Origin of the sequence: Sedimentibacter sp., assembly GCF_032080165.1 — a bacterium.
Classification (GTDB): Bacteria; Bacillota; Clostridia; order Tissierellales; family Sedimentibacteraceae; genus Sedimentibacter.
Map to the genome: position 1 here is coordinate 25,400 of NZ_DAMASY010000015.1, position 18,037 is coordinate 43,436.

12 protein-coding genes are annotated in these 18,037 nt (G+C 33.3%); 2 read left to right on the forward strand and 10 right to left on the reverse strand.

The annotated features are described in order from the left end of the window. Positions 1-36: 36 nt before the first annotated feature. On the reverse strand, positions 37-354 hold the full coding sequence (locus RT412_RS16015; RefSeq protein ID WP_313341434.1) for a hypothetical protein: 318 nt from the start codon (positions 352-354) through the stop codon (positions 37-39). A 212-nt stretch (positions 355-566) separates the two neighbouring features. Here RT412_RS16015 and RT412_RS16020 point away from each other — a divergent pair, with 212 nt between their 5' ends. Then, positions 567-1,340 carry a hypothetical protein gene (locus tag RT412_RS16020; RefSeq protein ID WP_313341437.1) on the forward strand — a complete coding sequence of 258 codons (774 nt, stop codon included), beginning with the start codon at positions 567-569 and terminating at the stop codon, positions 1,338-1,340. A gap of 24 nt (positions 1,341-1,364) precedes the next feature. Here the strand turns inward: RT412_RS16020 and addA are convergent, their stop codons facing one another. From addA to hutH, 6 genes are all read right to left on the reverse strand, one after another. Further along, positions 1,365-4,913 (reverse strand): helicase-exonuclease AddAB subunit AddA, encoded by a 3,549-nt coding sequence (gene addA / locus RT412_RS16025; protein WP_313341516.1) that lies wholly within the window; start codon positions 4,911-4,913, stop codon positions 1,365-1,367. Continuing rightward, positions 4,897-8,304, reverse strand: coding sequence for a helicase-exonuclease AddAB subunit AddB (gene addB / locus RT412_RS16030; RefSeq protein WP_313341440.1), 3,408 nt, complete (start codon positions 8,302-8,304; stop codon positions 4,897-4,899). Before addB ends, addA begins: the two co-directional genes overlap by 17 nt. 67 nt (positions 8,305-8,371) lie before the next feature. Continuing rightward, the gene (locus tag RT412_RS16035; protein WP_313341443.1) at positions 8,372-9,394 is read right to left on the reverse strand and encodes an HD domain-containing protein; all 1,023 of its coding nucleotides are present in this window, start codon (positions 9,392-9,394) and stop codon (positions 8,372-8,374) included. Between the two features lie 203 nt (positions 9,395-9,597). Further along, entirely contained in the window at positions 9,598-10,884 is a 1,287-nt protein-coding gene (locus tag RT412_RS16040) for a DUF4349 domain-containing protein (protein ID WP_313341445.1), read from the reverse strand. 11 nt (positions 10,885-10,895) lie between these two features. After that, positions 10,896-11,477, reverse strand: coding sequence for a sigma-70 family RNA polymerase sigma factor (locus tag RT412_RS16045; protein ID WP_313341448.1), 582 nt, complete (start codon positions 11,475-11,477; stop codon positions 10,896-10,898). Between the two features lie 199 nt (positions 11,478-11,676). Then, on the reverse strand, positions 11,677-13,206 hold the full coding sequence (hutH, locus tag RT412_RS16050; RefSeq protein WP_313341451.1) for a histidine ammonia-lyase: 1,530 nt from the start codon (positions 13,204-13,206) through the stop codon (positions 11,677-11,679). 483 nt (positions 13,207-13,689) lie between these two features. Here hutH and RT412_RS16055 point away from each other — a divergent pair, with 483 nt between their 5' ends. Next, positions 13,690-14,124, forward strand: a complete 435-nt coding sequence (locus tag RT412_RS16055) for an Lrp/AsnC family transcriptional regulator (RefSeq protein WP_312813497.1) — start codon at positions 13,690-13,692, stop codon at positions 14,122-14,124. Positions 14,125-14,170: 46 nt separating this feature from the next. Here the strand turns inward: RT412_RS16055 and RT412_RS16060 are convergent, their stop codons facing one another. The 3 genes from RT412_RS16060 to RT412_RS16070 form a co-directional block, all read right to left on the reverse strand. Continuing rightward, the gene (locus RT412_RS16060; RefSeq protein ID WP_313341454.1) at positions 14,171-14,629 is read right to left on the reverse strand and encodes an FMN-binding protein; all 459 of its coding nucleotides are present in this window, start codon (positions 14,627-14,629) and stop codon (positions 14,171-14,173) included. A 112-nt stretch (positions 14,630-14,741) separates the two neighbouring features. After that, positions 14,742-16,445, reverse strand: coding sequence for an FMN-binding protein (locus RT412_RS16065; RefSeq protein WP_313341457.1), 1,704 nt, complete (start codon positions 16,443-16,445; stop codon positions 14,742-14,744). A 224-nt stretch (positions 16,446-16,669) separates the two neighbouring features. Further along, positions 16,670-18,031 carry a HesA/MoeB/ThiF family protein gene (locus RT412_RS16070; RefSeq protein WP_313370274.1) on the reverse strand — a complete coding sequence of 454 codons (1,362 nt, stop codon included), beginning with the start codon at positions 18,029-18,031 and terminating at the stop codon, positions 16,670-16,672. Between the last annotated feature and the right edge of the window lie 6 nt (positions 18,032-18,037).

Consider the following 18,037-nt stretch of genomic DNA (forward strand, 5'->3'; position numbering starts at 1 on the left):
ACTCGAAATCTTTGATTTCGTTAGTGGGTCAGGTTCTTATTTTAATGAATCTAAAAACTTTTTCATTTTCTTTTTTTGTTCCGGACTTAAAAACATTTCAAAATTTTTTAAATCCTGAATTTTTTTCTGATATTCTTCTTCTCCGTATTGTTCTTTTAATTTTTTACTCATATTTTTTGCATCTTTCAAAATTTCATCTTCGGATTTGCCGTTATATTTTTCTTTAAACTCTTTAAATTGCGTATTATTAATAAACTCATTAATATTCTTATCATTTGCCACTTTTTTAAATTCTTTACTCTCAGCTATCTTATTTAAATTATCATCATCAAAACTTTTAAAAAATTTAGCCATTTAAATACCTCCATTCATATTACATAATATGCCAAAGGAATAGATTGATTACTATTTAATTTTAATTTTAGAAGTTATACATGTAACACAACTTATGGCATTGAATAAAATGTTATATTAAGTTTAAGTAAGAAGGTGATATTATTCCTGTTCAAATATTTTTATATTTTTTAGCAGCAAAATATATTTTTGGAAGCGGACAGCTGCAAGGCATGGTTTCTAAGCTGTCAGGAACATCGAAACACTTAGCGGGAAGCCTGATGACAGACCCACAAAAAATAGAAAATATAATCAGCATGGTTCGTACTGTGGCACCACTTACATCAACACAAACCGTTACAAAGGTAAATACATATTTGCCCATGTTTGAAAAAGCGAGTACATTGCTCGGCATGTATTCTTTTTTAAACAGAGCCCAAACCTTCAGACCTATTCAACCGTTAAGTGCTAATTCACCGGTTGAAGCTATAACTGCATTAATGAAAAACGGTAATATCAGTAAAAAGCTTGCTCAGCCATTATTAGCCAACAATATGGATAAAATAATGGGATCAGTGGCAATGAACATGTTTAAAAACGGAAACTTTAATGATATACTTTCGTCAATGGCAAAGTCTGCCGGCAATTCTGAAGATGACAGCGGCGGTTTAGATATTAACAGTTTAATGGAAACATTCATGCCCTTATTAAACAATATAGGAACAAATACAAATGATGATGATAATTGCGAAAGTCTGGAAGTCGACAAAGAACCGAAGTTTAAAAATGAATCAGTACTCCCTGCTAATGAAACAGAGGAAATAAACGAAGATAACAGATTTACATACGATGAAAAACCAACCCCCAAAAATGAATACGATAGATATTACAAAAATAACAGGTATGAAAGCCATGAAAAGGTAGTAAATTACGACGAGAATAAAAACAACTACGCGGAGAAAAGGGAACAAAAGCCTATAAGAATTAAACAAAGAAGAAGAAGGTAAGCAGCCTGCTTATCTTCTTTTAATTTATATAATTTCAACTTGAGCTGCAGCATCAAACAAATATAAATAACAAGCTTTTACCTTTCTGCGGGTTATTTTTTCTACTGCTTCCTTATATGATAAAATCTGAGGTCTATACTCCTCCGTTGCAAATTTCAAATCATCATCACTGTTAATTTCATCAGTTTTATAGTCTATTATAACCACTTCATCATCCTCATAAAAATAACAGTCGATAATTCCCTGAATAAGAATTGTATCATTTTCATTAAGAGCGCTGATTATTTCATTTGCATTCTTTTTAATAACAAAAGGAACCTCTCTTTTTACCAGAACAGAAGCCATCATTCTTACTCCGATATCAGATTTAAAGAAATCCATCAGCTTTTTAATATCAACAACTGCAGCTTCCTTTTCCGTCAAAAGCTTTTTTTGTACCATTTCATTTATTTGCTCACTTATAGTTTCCTTTGATATAATTTTCTTAAGGTCCAAGTGCTGCATTACAAAGTGCACAATAGTACCAATTTCAGCTTTGGTAAAATCAACCTCATCATTAAATTGGGGTATATCTCTTAAAACCGGAATTTTATATTTAACTCTTTCTATCGTCTCATTTTTCAACACCTTTATATCAGTAACCGAAAGCTTTGCAGGTACATTTACAGAATTTATGAATTCATATTTATATTTTAAACGTCTGTCTATTTCATCCTTTAATAAACTGTTATTTTGATTTTTAAATTCATAAATCGACTGAATTCTTTTTGCTTTATTATTATCAGTTTCCTGCTTATTCAGATTTATCTGCCATAAGGAAATTGTGTTAACCTGCCATACATCGGAACCATTATTAAAGCAGGAACATATCCAATCAAGATACGAATCGCTGTTGTATACATTGTATAGAGAAGTACCCTTATTCCACTTTTTTGCTTTATTCTCCACCTTGTCAACAGTTCCTATCATTATCAGCCTGTCAACAGCTCTTGTCATAGCAACATAAAGCACTCTCATTTCTTCCGAAAGATTTTCGATTTTTATAACTCCCTTCAGGCTTGTTCTTGCTATAGTTTCTCTGTATATTCTGTCATCAGGATTTATGTATTTAGGTGCAAGTCCATAATCTCTATGCTTTAATATTGGCTTTGAGGTGTCAGTTTTATTGAATCTTTTACTTAAACCGCACAATATAACCACAGGAAATTCTAATCCTTTGCTTTTATGTACTGACATTAATCTTACCACATTATCATTTTCACCTAATGTTTTTGCACTTCCCGAATCACCTGACGAAGCTTTTAGTTTTTCCACATATCTCAGAAAGTTAAACAATCCGCTCATAGCGGTTTTTTCAAAATCATAAGCTTTGTCTGTCAGCAAACGCAAATTTGCTTGTCTGATCTTACCGTTTGGAAGAAGTCCCACAAAATAATAATAATTTGTTTCCATTAACACTTCCCAGATAAAATCATTTAAATGTGTGTATCTGCTTCTCTTTTTCCAGAGCTCAATCTTTTCGGTAAATAATCTTAATTTTACAGAAAGCTCATCATTGAATTTATTTTTATAATTATATAATGCATCTATAAAAGAACACTTGGGACTGTTAACTCTTATATCTACAAGCTCTTCCGTCGTAAAGGAGCCAATGGTTGACCTCATAACGCTTAGCAGCGGAACATCCTGCCTTATGTTATCTATAATTCTTAACAAATTTAAAATTATCTGGATTTCAATTGTTTCATAGTATCCGATACCGCCGTCAAAATAAAAAGGAATTCCTTCATTATTGAAAACTTCTTCAAATATACCGGCACTGTTAGAAACTGAACGCATTAAAATTACAATATCCTTATATTGCAGCTTCTCAGGAACTGTTTCTGTTATCTCATTATTATCCTTTCTATTTATAGGAAAATTATTGTTTTTTTGTAACAGCTCTCTGATTTTTTGAACCGATAATGCGGCTTCAAGCTCAGCCTGCTTCATTTCTAAAATTTCTTCACTTATATCATCTGCTTCATCTTTATTTTTATCAATAATCGTAAGCTCTGTAAAACAATCTTCACTTTCTTTAAATTCCGCTCCCGGATTAAGATATACATCCTTATTGTAATCAACTTCACCTATTTCTTTGTTCATAATTTTATTAAAAATAAAGTTGATTCCATTAAGTATTTCTTTTCTGCTTCTGAAGTTCCGGGTTAAATCAACCCTTCTGTCCGAGCCGTTATCGTCACTGTTTGGATATCTGTCACATTTTTCGTTAAAAATCGTAGGGTCGGCCAATCTGAAACGATAAATACTTTGCTTAACATCACCGACCATAAATAAATTGTTATTTCTTTTTATTGAATTTAATAATTCCTCTTGAAGACGGTTGCTGTCCTGATATTCGTCGATAAATATATATTTATATTTATTTCTGTATCTTTCTCCCACATCCTTATTCTTAAGTATCTGCAGTGCATAATGCTCCACATCGTTAAAATCGGCAATTGCTTTATCGATTTTTCGCGATTTGAATTCCCTGTCAATATCAAAAATTAGTTGGTATAGGGTGTCTATAGGCTGATACATATAATTAATATCAGAAACAAATTCATCTAAGGTTTTGTTTGGTATTGTCTTTTTCATATTGTTTATAATCTTTTTATACTCTTCCCTTAGCTGCTTCACATCCTCCTGTTTCTCTAAGCTTACACCATCCTTCTGCTTACCTCTCAAGGATTTAAGAGAAGAAAATGAAACCGAGTGTAATTTACATATAAACTCCTGAAAATCTTTACATAAAGCTTCTTTTAATCTTATTACATTATTTAAATCCTCTAAAATGGTTTCCTTATAAACAAGGGGACCATCAGCTTCATCACATAGATTTGAAGCCCCTTGCAGGCTCTCCTCTGCTCCGTTAAGCAAGATATTCATATTTGCTTCGATTGCTTTAAGCCATGAAGAATCTTTAAAATCACTTACAGACAAATTATAATCTTCAGCTTTTTCCTTTAACCATTCAAACGGTTCGGGATTACTTAATATGAATCTGTATATATCCTTAATAATAGCTGCTAATTCACTGTCTCCCCTGTTGCTTGTGAAGCTTTCCACAAGCTTTATGAATCCTTGGGATTTTGATGCATAATAATTCTCTAAAACATCATCTATCGTTTCATTTAACAGTATTTCAACCTCATTAACATCCCCGATTCTGAAATTCGGATCTATACCTATAAGGTGGAAATTTTTTCTCACAACGTCAATGCAAAAAGCATGAATAGTAGAAATGCTGGCTCTGCTTAAAATATTCAGCTGATTATTCAAATGCCCTCTATTTTCGCTGTTTTGGATCCTCTTAATCAGTGCTTTATGAATTTTTTGTTTCATACCGCTTGCTGCTGCATTAGTAAAGGTTACAATTAAAAAGCTGTCGATATTTTCTTTTTCTTCTGTAATCAGTTTAATTATTCTTTCAACTAAGACGGTGGTTTTTCCTGAGCCGGCGGCCGCTGATACCAATATATTCTTATTTCTAAGATCAATAACTTCTCTTTGTTTAGGACTGAATTTCATCAACGTCACCGCCTTCCTGCATTATTTCTCTTAAAACATCTTCTTTTTTAAGCTTATTTATTCTCCTGTAATTATTGCCGTCAACAGAAGGGTCGAATTGACACACAGATGTAAAATCACAATAATTGCACGGAGTTTTTCCCCCGTTAACCTTCCTGTAAGGCATTATGTCTATGTTACCCTTCAGCACTCTTTCAGCTGTTTGTTTTGCCACACTGTCAATTTTATCAAGAAGCATTTTAAATTCCTTGTCAGTCAATGTTTTAGATGATTTGGAAGTACTTCCGTCCTTATTTAACGAAACGGGGATAATATCAGATTTTCTGCTGTTATTAATATCCTTGTCCATATTAAGGATAATATCTTCATCCTCCACTGTATAACCCTTTAAAGAAAGCTTGTTTATAATTTCCGCTTCAATGTTATTTTCAGATACATCATCTGAATCAATCATAGGATCGTCTATTACAAAATAATAAATACCGCCGATTTCCGGTTTTGAGCAAAACAGTTTTTCTCCATTTTTGATTATTGCGGACATGTACACCAAAAGCTGTAATTGAAGACCTTGTAATGCATCTGATAAATCAATATCCTTAAAGGATGATTTATAGTCAATAATATTAATGTAGACATTATCATCTTTTTTTAATATGTCTACGCGGTCAATCCTTCCTTGAAAATATACACTTATATCATCATCTATTTTAATTTCTATCGCGTCAATTTTAAATTCACAATCATCATTCCCAATAATCAGTTCCGTATATCCGGGTCTGAAATTACCTCTTTGCAATTGATTTACAATTGTAGAAGCAGCTCTGTTTACCAATCTCTTTATTTTTTCCTTCATATATTTATTGCGTTCATTGGCATCTAAAGCTAAGTAGTCAGTTTCATTATCAATTAGCACCTTTTCCGTAACGTCAAGAGATAAGCTGTTGATTTTTTCTTTGTCTAAATCCATAATATCTAAATTGTTCAGTGATTTTGTAAATTCCTCAACAGATACATGATAAATATTCCCTAAGTCATAAAATTCTACCTTTTGTACAATTTTTGGTTGTGGCTTTATAACGCTGTCCATGAAAAACTTAAATGGACAGGATGCAAAATTTTCTATTTTAGATACTGATATTGTTATTGGCTCAAAATATATCTTTTTTAAATTTTCATCCTTTATTTTTTCTGCCTTATTTTCATAAGATATCCCTTGATTAATTATTTTTATAATATTATCATCATTTGCTTCATACCAGGAATAAACATCCTTCCAAACCGGCTCAATACTATTACCTTCGATATAATTTCTAATGCTGTTTATTAAATAATCTACAGTACCTTTATTGTTTGAAATTTTTTCATCTTCTGAAATTTCAATTAAATCCGACTCTTCTTTTACCAAAGGAAATAACTGCTTTATTCTGTCTGCATACATTGAGGGATGCATAGATTTTCCGTCTGAAGTACCCAGACAATAGCTTAAAAAAAGCTTATCTGATGCATTTGTAAACAGCTTATACAACAAGTGCTTTTCCTTATAGATGTAATAATTTGAATCGATTAAAAGCTTTAATCCTGATTTTGAAAGCAAATCCCTTTCATCATCAAGCAGCAGACCCTTTTCGCTGTTTTTTGAATCTAATTTACCTTCGTTTGCTCCGATTATAAACAGTACCTTGGCTGGCTTAACTGAAATCTTATGGATATCAGATACAGTAACCTTGTCCAACGAAGGAGGTATGATGCTTACCATTACTTCCCTGAAACCGGATTCCAACATTTTTTTATATTCAATCGGAGTTATCAGTGTATCATGTCCGGCTAAGATAATTTGTTCGAATATATCCATTACATAGTTCCATATTTGGGCATTTTCTCCTGATATCTCATACATCTCAGATTTTTTAAATATATTGACCTGCTTTTCAATTTTCTCCTGTACTTTATATGATTTTAAAAAGTCATACAAAAATAATGTTATATCAAGTGCATTATTATAACCACCGTATTTCTTTTTATAATCCTTTAAATCTTTTGTAAATCTTTCTCTTAATTCTTCGAAATAATCTATCTGACCTGCATTAAAGTTAAAAGGCTTAAACCATTTGCTTCCTTCAATGCCATATTGCAATGCAAAATTTTCAAGTTTGCTTATTTCGTCGTAATCCAAAGAGGTAAAACCGGTTTTTAAAAATTCGAACACGCTGTCATGCTTAAAATTATAGTTAAACATATCAAGTACAGACAGAATAAATTTTGTCAGCGGATTACCCATAATATCCCTTTTTGTATCAAGAAAATAAGGAATTTCATACTGGGTAAAAATCTTTTTAATATTAATTCCATAGCTGTCCATATCGCTTGAAGCAACTGAAATATCCTTCCATCTGTAGCCGTTATCCCGTATTAAAGACACTATTTTTATTGCAATTTTTTCAACTTCGGAATAGGGATTAAGTGATGAAATTATATGAATGTTGAGGGTCGCATCTGAATATTTATCTGTATTCACGGTAAACATGCTTCGTTCTATCGTTTTTATTTCATCAGTGAATCTATTTTCATTAATCGGAATAATATTTATATCACAGTTGAGATCCTTAACCAATGTGCTGTATGTATCATGTACAATCTTAAACACTTCCCAATCTTCACGACTATGAAATAATTTTAAATATGAAGCTTCCATGTTTAAGGAAATGGTTACCGACTTTGCATTTTTAATTAGTTCCTTAATAAGATTATGCCTTTGCATGTCGAAGCTTTCAAAGCCGTCAATCCATATTATTGAATTCTTAATAAAATCTGATTTCTCGACAGCCGATATAAAAAGTTCCATTTTATCTTCTTCGTCATAAAACCTATCATGTGTTCTTTTTTGTATTTCTTTATAAATTACTGCTATATCCTCTATCTTTTTGTTAAGAAGCTGGTTTTTTTCATCCTTAATATTGTATTTAGCTACTTGTTCAAGGAATTCAGCGCTTATGCAATTTTGTTTCAGTTCGCTTATTAAAGCATCAAATTCTCTGAGAAAGCCTTCCTGTTTTACTGCTTTGGTAAATACCTTCAGGTTATCCTTATTCTCTTCGAATATCTGCTTTAAAAGCATGACCTTCCCATAGTTGTTGATTTCCTGAACCTTCAGTCCTCCAACCTCTTCAAGCACTTTATAGCCCAATCGTTTAATGCTTAAAACCTCAGCAGCCATAATTCCCTGATTATCTATTCTGTCAATTATTTCATACTCGGCTTGATAAGTCATCTGCTCGGAGACAATAAGCAATAAATTGGTATTGTTGTTTTTTTCAATATTCTTTTTTATATCATCATAAATATATGTGGATTTACCCGACTTAGCTCGTCCTAAAACAATATTTAACCCCATAAAAAACCTCCGGATGGTGAAAATGTCATCCTAAGCAAAGCTCAGAATGACAATTGTTTTTATTTTATTATTTATTATCCATTGCTTTATATAAATTCCTGTTATCCAACAGCCATATTTTATCTGTAAACTGCCCCGGTTCGATACTCTCCAAGCTATGCTCAAAATCAAACATTCTCGCATCGATTATATCTAAGAAATGGAGAAGCTCGGCTTCCGGCGTCATTGGTTTTTTAGGACTGCCAAATTCCGGTTCATAATGATGGGATAGAACCATATGCTGTAAAATTATGCTTTTTTCTCTGTCGATTCCTATTTTTTCTCCCTCTGTTTCAATTTCCTTAATTCCCTGAATTATATGGCCTAACAGCTTACCTTCCATTGTATAATCAGATACAACTCCATATGTATCTGCCTCCATTTCAACAATCTTGCATATATCATGAAGTATAACTCCTGCGTATACGTAATCCATATTTATGAAATCATACACCTGACCAAGTTTTTCTCCGGATTGCAGCATACGAAGAGTGTGGTATAACAAACCTCCCAGGTATGAATGATGGTTTTTCTTTGCGGCCGGATAATAGAAAAGCTTATCCTTGTATTTATTTATTATATTATCTGCCAATAATCTGATTTCTGCATCCTTGATTTTTTTAATATATGATTTCAAAGCATTCATCATTTCTTCATTTTCAATTGGAGCAGACGGTATTAATTCAGATGTTTTTATATCATCATCCGGCAGCTTTCCCCTGATTTTATTAACCTTTAATTGCTTAGTACCGTTCCATTCTAATACTTCTCCGCGAACTTTTACTATTGAATTGCCGGTTACAACCTCTTCATTTTCCTTGGTATAGTCCCAAACTTTCGCATTTATTGAGCCGGTTTTATCTACTAATTCTATATCAATGTACTGCTTGCCGTTAGTTGTCTTTTTTACCTCAAAGCTTTTAATAAGATAAAATCCCTCTGCCTTTTCTCCCGGTTTCAGCTCCGAAATATTTTTATTTGTTTTAGTCATACTTTTCATTTGCTCTCTTGCTTTATCATTTAACAAGTCACCGATACTTGCTTGACCCATATTTTTGCCTCTCTTTGCTTTTAATATAACTATTATAGCATAATATGCAAAATAAATAAATAAGCAGATGACCCAAATTTTTAAGCAGATGACCTAAATTTTTAATTTAGTGTCAGTCGCTTATACTGTAAGTGCAAAAAGTCATTCTTTGCCAAAGACAAGAATGACTTAGATTCAGGCTGTTGAAAAAGTTCATCCTGATATTAAATTCTCTTCTTCCAATACTTTCTTATCTTAACCAATAGTATTATGAATACAATCGCCGCCGGTACAACGATAGGTGCTGCTGAAACAATGCTTACAATGAAATTTCCGAATCCTTTTACAATTGAATTAACTGTACTTATAAAGCCTTCCTTGGCTCTTTCCCAAACACCCTTTTCACTTCTTAAGGTAAAGTTTACTGCTCTTACTTCTTCCACTTCCAAATTGATTGTGGACATTTCAGCTCTGTCGTTAATGTCAGCTAAGCTTATATTTAAAGCATCAATTTCGGTTCTTATTCTTCTCAGTTCATTTTCTATCTGAAGCATTTCTTCTACCGTCTGAGCCTTTTCAAACAGATCTCTTAAATGCTGTTCCTGAACTTCAAGATTTTTAACCTTGTTGTCCTTTTCATAGTATTCTTTTGTTACATCATTTTCGCTTACATTTTTCCTTCTGACTTCGGTAAAGTCTTCTAAATAATTTATTAATTCGTAGAAGCTTTCCTGAGGTACTCTAAGCTTTAAATTTCCGTACATAAGTTTATTATCATCATAAACCCGATATACTTCCGTATTGTTGTTTTCTATAAAGCCCCCTAAGGAGTTTATCTTATCCTCTAAATCATTTAAAAAACTATCATAATCTTCCGTCTGTGTATAAATGGTTCCTGATTTTATAATTTTCATTTCTTTTGTCGGCACAGACATCGTACTGATTTTGTCTTTTGCATCATAACCGCTTTCTTCTAAAGCCGCCATTTCCTGTCTATTATAATCATATTCAGTATCTCCGTATCCTCTGACACCATCCGCAGTCATTTCAGCAGGGGACTCCGGCATTGTAGGTGAAGGGGCTGCCTTAGGTGCTGAAGGTGCCGCCTGATCGTATGCACTGTTTTCTGATGATTTCATACCTGTTAACTTTAGGTTGTTCATTGCTGCTATTGTAAAAATTAACACTAATGCGGCTGCAAGACTGCCGTATTTCAGCCAGCTATATTTACTTTTTCTTCTTTTAGGTGTATTGTTTTCTATAACCGATTCATCTTTAAAAACAGTCACTTTAGAATTCAAAAGTTTTTCGTGCAGCCTCTTACAATATCCTGCAGGTGGTTCCTCATCAGGCAAATCATTTAATGCTTTTATAATCTTTTTATATTCTTCTAACTCTTTTTTACATTCATCACAATTATTAATATGCTCTTCAATTAAGAGCTTTTCATCCTCATCTGTTTCATTATCAATATATGAGAATAATAAATTTCTTACTTCATCACAATTCATTTCGTCACCACCTAACATTGAATTCTTAATTCATTTTCAAGTATTTCTTTTAAGCTTTTTCTCGCTCTGTTCAATCTCGATTTAACAGTTCCTATATTACAGGTTAAAATTTCTGATATTTCACTGTAAGAAAATCCCTGTATATCCCTTAATATAATAATTGTCTTATAATCATCCTCTAATTTATTAACAGCATCATTTATCAGCTTATTATTAAAATTTCTTTCAACCAACATATCCGGATTGTTCGAGTCATCTGCAATTTCCCTATGCATCTGACCGTTTCCTCCTAAATCTATTGTTTCATCAATAGAAACAACGTTAAGATTTTTCTTTCTTTTAAAATCTATACATGTATTTACCACTATTCTATACATCCATACCTTAAAAGTGGATTGCATGTTGAAATTTTGAATATTTTTGAATACTTTAATCAAAGCTTCCTGAGAAGCATCTTCTGCATCTTCTACATTTCTAAGCACTCTCAGTGCTATATTGTAGGCAACCTTCTTATAATCCTTTATTAGTTCTTCAAAAGCATCTACATCTCCTTGCCGGCTTTGTTCAATCAACCATAGTTCATTGCTTTTCATTGTTTCACCCCGTTCGGTTATTATATATGACGTTAATTTTTTTTATTTGTTCCTAAAATTCTATTATATTTATTTTGAAAAAGAATTATGTTATTCCTGTGTATTATATCATTTACCAAATTTTATAGCAATAAAAAAGCATTTCGTATCAGATAAAATACGAAACGCCGGTTTTTTACATTCACAAAAATATTTACTATTAGAACTTTATTTCTCCTGCTTCCTTTTCACATACATCTATAATCGTTCCATTGATTATTAATTCTTCGCATTTATTTATATCCTCATAAAGCGGCCTGTCTTCCTTTAACACAGGAACATATTCTCTAACCTTCTTATAAACAGGTGCAGTTCCTGTTCCTAATCCCTTGTTTGTTCTTAAATCTATTCCCTGACAAGCACACATAATTTCCATTGCAAGCACTCTTCTTACATTTTCCATGATTTCCTTTGACTTTCTTGCTGCTATAGTACCCATGGAAACATGATCCTCCTGATTGGCAGATGAAGGTATACTGTCAACTGAAGCAGGATGCGCCAATACCTTGTTTTCTGAAACCAATGCTGCTGCAGAATATTGAACAATCATAAAACCGGAATTTAAGCCGCCATGTTCAACTAAAAATGCGGGTAATCCGCTTAAAGCGGGATTTACTAATCTTTCTAATCTTCTTTCCGAAATATTTGCAAGCTCTGCTAAAGCAATACCTAAGAAGTCAAAGCTCAATGCCATTGGCTGACCGTGGAAGTTTCCTCCAGATATTCCTTCTCTTGTTTCAGGGAATATAATCGGATTGTCGGTAACAGAATTAATTTCTATTTCAACTCTTTCTTTAACATAATTTATTGCATCTTTGCTGGCTCCGTGCACCTGCGGTGTACATCTCAGAGAGTAAGCATCCTGTACCCTTATTTCTCCCTGCTTTGTTGTCATCTTACTTCCTGATAAAAGATTAAGAAGTATTTTAGCTGTATCCATTTGACCTTTATGAGGTCTTACCTCATGAACCTTATGGTCTAAAGCATCAACAACACCATTATGTGCCTCAAAGCTTAAAGCAGCAACAATGTCAGAAATTTTAATTAAATTTAATGCATCGTAAACTGTCAGGCATCCTACTGAGGTCATTACCTGCGTTCCGTTAATTAATGCAAGACCTTCCTTAGAAGTTAGTGTAATAACAGGTAATCCTGCTGCTTTCATGGCCTCTGCACCGGACATGGACACACCGTTATATTCAGCTGACCCTAAACCAATCATCGGAAGAACCATATGTGATAACGGAGCTAAATCACCGCTTGCACCTAATGAGCCCTTTTGAGGAACTATAGGATGAACTCTTTTATTAAGCATATTAATCATCGTTTGTATGGTTTCAAGCTTCACACCCGAATACCCTTTTGCCAAGTTGTTAATTCTGAGAAGCATTATTCCTCTGACTACTTCCGTTTCAAAGGGATTACCTGCACCTACCGCGTGAGTAACTATTAAATTTTTCTGTAAAAGCTCTGATTCATCCTTTGAAATTGAAACATCGCTGAATTTACCAAAGCCTGTTGTTATTCCGTAAACAACGTCTCCGTTTTCCACAAAATCATCTACTATTTTTCTTGAGCTGCTCACCTTTTCTTTTGCAGATTCCGACAACTCAACCTCATAATAATTCCTGCAAACTGATACAACCTCTTCTATAGTCAGAGTATTTCCCGTAATTATAACCTTACCCATATTATCCTCCAATTTTTATATAATTTAAGATTTGACCTGTCAACCATTTTTCAGAAACCCTATTCGGGGACATTCCTCTAAAGCTGTCTCCAAAGACTATCTCTCCTTTAGAGGTGTGTCCCCAAACCTTTTATAAGTGTAGTTGGGCATCGCAGGCTCCATCACAAATTTGTTCGCTCCCGCTGGTCGCGCAAATTTGGATTGCGCTGCATTAGGTCTATCACCCATTTGTTCATCGCTGTGGCTTGAACAAATGGTGGTAGCACCATAAAAAAAACAAATTTCAGCATACACAAATATACTAAAATTTGTCTCCTCATACCTAATATCTTTAGCCAAATCTTATTAACTTGATTATAATATAATCAGCTTTCATTGTCAAGAAACGTTAACATTATTATTGTTATTAGCTTGCAATAATCTAAATTTTGTGCTATATTTAAGATAATTGTAAACTATAACCATAAAATATAGAGGTATAATATGGATTCATTAGATATGCAAATTTTACAGAATATTGAAAAAGAAGGACGTATATCACACGAAGAACTTTCAAAGCGTTTAAATTTGTCAAGACCGGCAATACACAACAGAGTAACCAAATTGGAAGAACAAGGTGTAATCTCGGGATACAGGACAAAAATTGACTGGGTTAAGCTCGGATATACTACAAATGCCTTAATTTCGCTGAGGGTAAGAACCACTAATTACGATAAATTGCTTGAACAGTTGAAAACTCTTGAAATAAATAATTTAGTAATAGAAGAATGCCACATAGTTACCGGCACATGGTGTATTATAATGAAAGTAAGATGCAAGACGCCTATTGAGTTAAAAGCTTTGCAAGATCAGCTTCACACAATAGACAGTATAAAAGAGTCATCAACATCATTGATATTATCATCTCTATATGATTAAAAAAAACCAGCGATCGCTGGTTTTTTTAATCATATTTCTCTTATTATTATTTTCTTCCTTCTAAGGCATTATCTACTGCTTCTTTTATGGCGTCGCTTGTAACAGTTGCACCTGATATTGCTTCTACATCAGTAGAATCAGCTTCTTCTATTTTTTCCGGAAGCTGTTCGATTGCATTCGTTCCTACACCCTGAGTTTCTTTTTCTCCCATAACCTCAACGGATACAATGTCATCACCGTTAACTATTACCGTAACCGTAACTTCTCCTCCGTAACCTTGAGCAGTGCCTTCTAATGTCTCAGTATCTCCTTCTAAGTCCCCATTTCCCGGCAAATTATCTATATCTCCTTCTAAATCCCCATCCCCCGGCAAAATATCCGTATCTCCTACTGAATTATTTCCATCATTACCAGGTGCTTCTATTCCCGGAGTATTGTCGTTATCTGCACATGCAACCATGCTAAAAAGCATTAAAAAACTGATTATTAAAGCTAATTTTTTCATATAGCCCTCCATAAAATTTATTTTTAATAGTATAACCAATATTAGTTTTTAATATTATAAAAAGCCCTTTAATCAAATTAATTAAAGGGCTTTTTTTTAATCCAATAAATATTTATTTAACTGTTAAATCAATTTCTACACGATTTTCAAAAGCTTTTTTGATTGCTCCGACTAAATCTCCATGGCTGTCATTTAAGCTCATAGTAGCTGCTGAAGTTACATCTGCAAGCATTGCTTTTTCATCAGCACTTAATGCATCATATTTTGATTTGTCTTCCGGTTTGTCAGAACCATCTTTTAATGGTCTTCCGTTTAAATCAGAACAGTATTTTTCAAACCATTCTTCAACTTCATCAGCTGTTTTTCCTATAAATAATTCTTCGAATTTATCCATTTGAGCTGACCAAATACCTGTACCCATAACATAACCTTCACCACGGTCTCTCTTAGTCACCCAACCTTTAACTTCTGCTAAGAAGCTGTCATCAGTAGCTGTGATAATACCATCAACTTTTTCGTCATGGTTTTCATCATTGTTATATGATTGTCCCGGGAATCCTGTAAAGTGAGGCATTGAAGCTCCATCATAGTTAGGAGTTGCTGCTTCTAATTGATCAACATATAAAGCTACTATCTTACCCTGTCCGTCAAACAAAGCATTAGCAAAAACTTTATTTATGCTATAAACAGAAACGCCTGTATCATCTTGGCCGGGTCCTATACGATGTAATGGCAATACAGCAGTTCCCATAGAGGCAACTTCTTTAACTTCTTCTAAAGGTACCCTATTTTCAAATGATCTTTTAATCGCTGTAATAATATCACCATGAGGGTCTTTTAAGCTCATAGTAGCTCCGGATGTAACATCTGCAAGCATTGCTTTTTCATCAGCACTTAATGCATCATATTTTGATTTGTCTTCCGGCTTGTCAGAACCATCCTTTAAAGGTCTTCCGTTTAAATCAGAACAGTATTTTTCAAACCACTCTTCAACTTCATCTACAGTCATACCAATAAATGTTTCTTCAAATTTGTTCATTTGTGATGCCCAAGAACCGACTCCCATTGCATAAGAAGCACCACGGTCTCTCTTAGATATCCAGCTGTTTACTTCAGCTATGAAGTTTTCTTCTGTATCCTCTGTTTTCCCATCAACCTTTTCATCATGATTTGAATCATTATTGTATCCGCCTTGTCCGGGGAAACCGCTAAAATGAGGCATGCCTTCTCCATCATAGTTTGGAGTTGCAACTTCTAATACATCAACTGTCATTGCAAGAATTCTTCCTTCTTGATCAAATAACGTATGTGCAAATACATCATTGAAGCTGAATACAGGTGTATCCGTATCGTCCCTGCCAGGTCCTAAACGACCTTCGCTTGCAAAACCAAATCCTTGATATACTTCTGCAGCTACGACCGCTTCAGGTTTTTTCTCTTCATTAACTGCTGCTGTCGGAGCAGGATATTTAGCAGGATCTAACGCATTATTTACCGCATAAACAATAGCTTCACTTGTAACTGTTGCACCTGCCACAGCTTCAACCTCAGTCGAATTAGCTTCTACTATTTTAGCAGGAATTTCATCAACAGCTTTTGTACCTATTCCATTTGTTTCAGTATGGCTGTCAACAACAACATTTGTAATCTTGTCCCCTTCTTTTGTAACAGTTACCTTTACTTCACCGGCAAAACCTTTACCTACACCGGTTAATGTTTCAGGTTGTGCAGAAGGCGGTGCCTGAGTGTCTTGCGTACAAGCCACTACACTTAAAATCATTAGCATACATAACGTTATAGACAATATTTTTTTCATTTTACCCTCCAAGTATGTTAATCATTGTATTAAGAATACCGAACATCATAATAATTTTACAAAGCTTGCAGTATTTTGTTAAAAAATATACAAATATTATTATGATAATACAGCTCGTATTCATCATAATATCATCAAAAAATATTAAAGTCAATATAACTTTGTTAAATATAATTAACAATTATTGTCGTTAAACAATAAACTAACATTTATTGTTCATTAAATTATATGTCGTAATGATTACCACAAACAGGACATTCCGGATTTTTACTTAAGCTTATAACATTAAACTCCATTTCCAAACCATCAAACAACAATATTTTATTTTTCAACGTAACTCCAATATTTGCAATAACTTTTACAAGCTCTATCGCTTCAATAAATCCCATCACTCCGGGTATTGAACCTAAGATGCCCGCTTCAGAACATGTCATGCCACTTGTATTCACATTAGGATACAAACATCTGTAACAATGTCCTTCGTCGGGAATAATTGTAGTGTTAGTTCCGTCAAATCTTAATACTCCTGCCTCAACAACAGGTTTTTTCAACAAATAACTCGTATCATTAATTATGTAGCGTGTCTGAATGTTGTCAACAGCGGAAATTATAGCATCATATTCTCTTATTGTATCTTCAGCATTTTCTGAATTTAATTCTGAAACATGAGTAATGACATTAATGTTATGATTAATATTTGAAACAAAGAATTTTGCAGATTCAGCTTTAGGTATTCCTATTCTTGAAACTGAATGTAATATTTGTCTGTTCAAATTGCTTAATTCAACCTTATCTGAATCTAATAAGCCGATTGTTCCAACTCCTGCTATGGCAAGACCAAGAGCCGAAGGAGATCCAAGTCCGCCGGTGCCGACAACTAATACCCTTGAATTGTTAAGCTTTTTAATTATTTCTTTTTTACTCAATGATATATTATTCTCTATATTAAAATTGTAAATTACAGACTCATATTGCGCTTGATTAAAGGTATTAAATTCCATCAACAGCAAATCGAATATCAATAAATTTTTATGGGTTTTCCCAATATTAAGTATGAGCTTAACACATTCAACCGAACATAGTACCCCCGAAAAAGAAGCTGTAAGTAAATTTTTCTCTTTATTAAAATATTGTTTGCTGCCTGTAAATTGAGCATACTCATTTAAATTGTCCACTTCAATGAAGGTTTGAAGAGTTCCCTTCCATTCATTAACCATTGAAACAATAGTCGGAATAAAACCGTTTTTATTAATAATATTATCGATAAAACTTATGCTTCCAAGTATAATTCTAACATCTGCCTTATCTGCCGGAAAATACTCATTTACAATTTCTATTGAAACATCATTATTTAAATCTTTAGCATCACAAAATAAGGATTCATATTCTGAATCATCTTTTAAATAACAAAATATTTTCCCTATTCCTATTGCCGAAAGATATAATACCGTGATCATAATGTCTTTAGTACTTTCACCATATACTAAAACGGTAGATTCAATTAATTTCTTTTGACCCTGCATACTTATTTCCGGCATAATGATATGTCTAAGGTAACGATTTATTTGCTCTTTTGATAAATTCACAATATC

What these genes read in the sequence shown, in the direction of transcription:
- RT412_RS16015 (WP_313341434.1), bottom strand. Translation starts at nt 354, where the DNA reads ATGGCTAAATTTTTTAAAAGTTTTGATGATGATAATTTAAATAAGATA.
- RT412_RS16020 (WP_313341437.1), top strand. Translation starts at nt 567, where the DNA reads ATGGTTTCTAAGCTGTCAGGAACATCGAAACACTTAGCGGGAAGCCTG.
- addA (WP_313341516.1), bottom strand. Translation starts at nt 4,913, where the DNA reads ATGAAATTCAGTCCTAAACAAAGAGAAGTTATTGATCTTAGAAATAAG.
- addB (WP_313341440.1), bottom strand. Translation starts at nt 8,304, where the DNA reads ATGGGGTTAAATATTGTTTTAGGACGAGCTAAGTCGGGTAAATCCACA.
- RT412_RS16035 (WP_313341443.1), bottom strand. Translation starts at nt 9,394, where the DNA reads ATGGGTCAAGCAAGTATCGGTGACTTGTTAAATGATAAAGCAAGAGAG.
- RT412_RS16040 (WP_313341445.1), bottom strand. Translation starts at nt 10,884, where the DNA reads ATGAATTGTGATGAAGTAAGAAATTTATTATTCTCATATATTGATAAT.
- RT412_RS16045 (WP_313341448.1), bottom strand. Translation starts at nt 11,477, where the DNA reads ATGAAAAGCAATGAACTATGGTTGATTGAACAAAGCCGGCAAGGAGAT.
- hutH (WP_313341451.1), bottom strand. Translation starts at nt 13,206, where the DNA reads ATGGGTAAGGTTATAATTACGGGAAATACTCTGACTATAGAAGAGGTT.
- RT412_RS16055 (WP_312813497.1), top strand. Translation starts at nt 13,690, where the DNA reads ATGGATTCATTAGATATGCAAATTTTACAGAATATTGAAAAAGAAGGA.
- RT412_RS16060 (WP_313341454.1), bottom strand. Translation starts at nt 14,629, where the DNA reads ATGAAAAAATTAGCTTTAATAATCAGTTTTTTAATGCTTTTTAGCATG.
- RT412_RS16065 (WP_313341457.1), bottom strand. Translation starts at nt 16,445, where the DNA reads ATGAAAAAAATATTGTCTATAACGTTATGTATGCTAATGATTTTAAGT.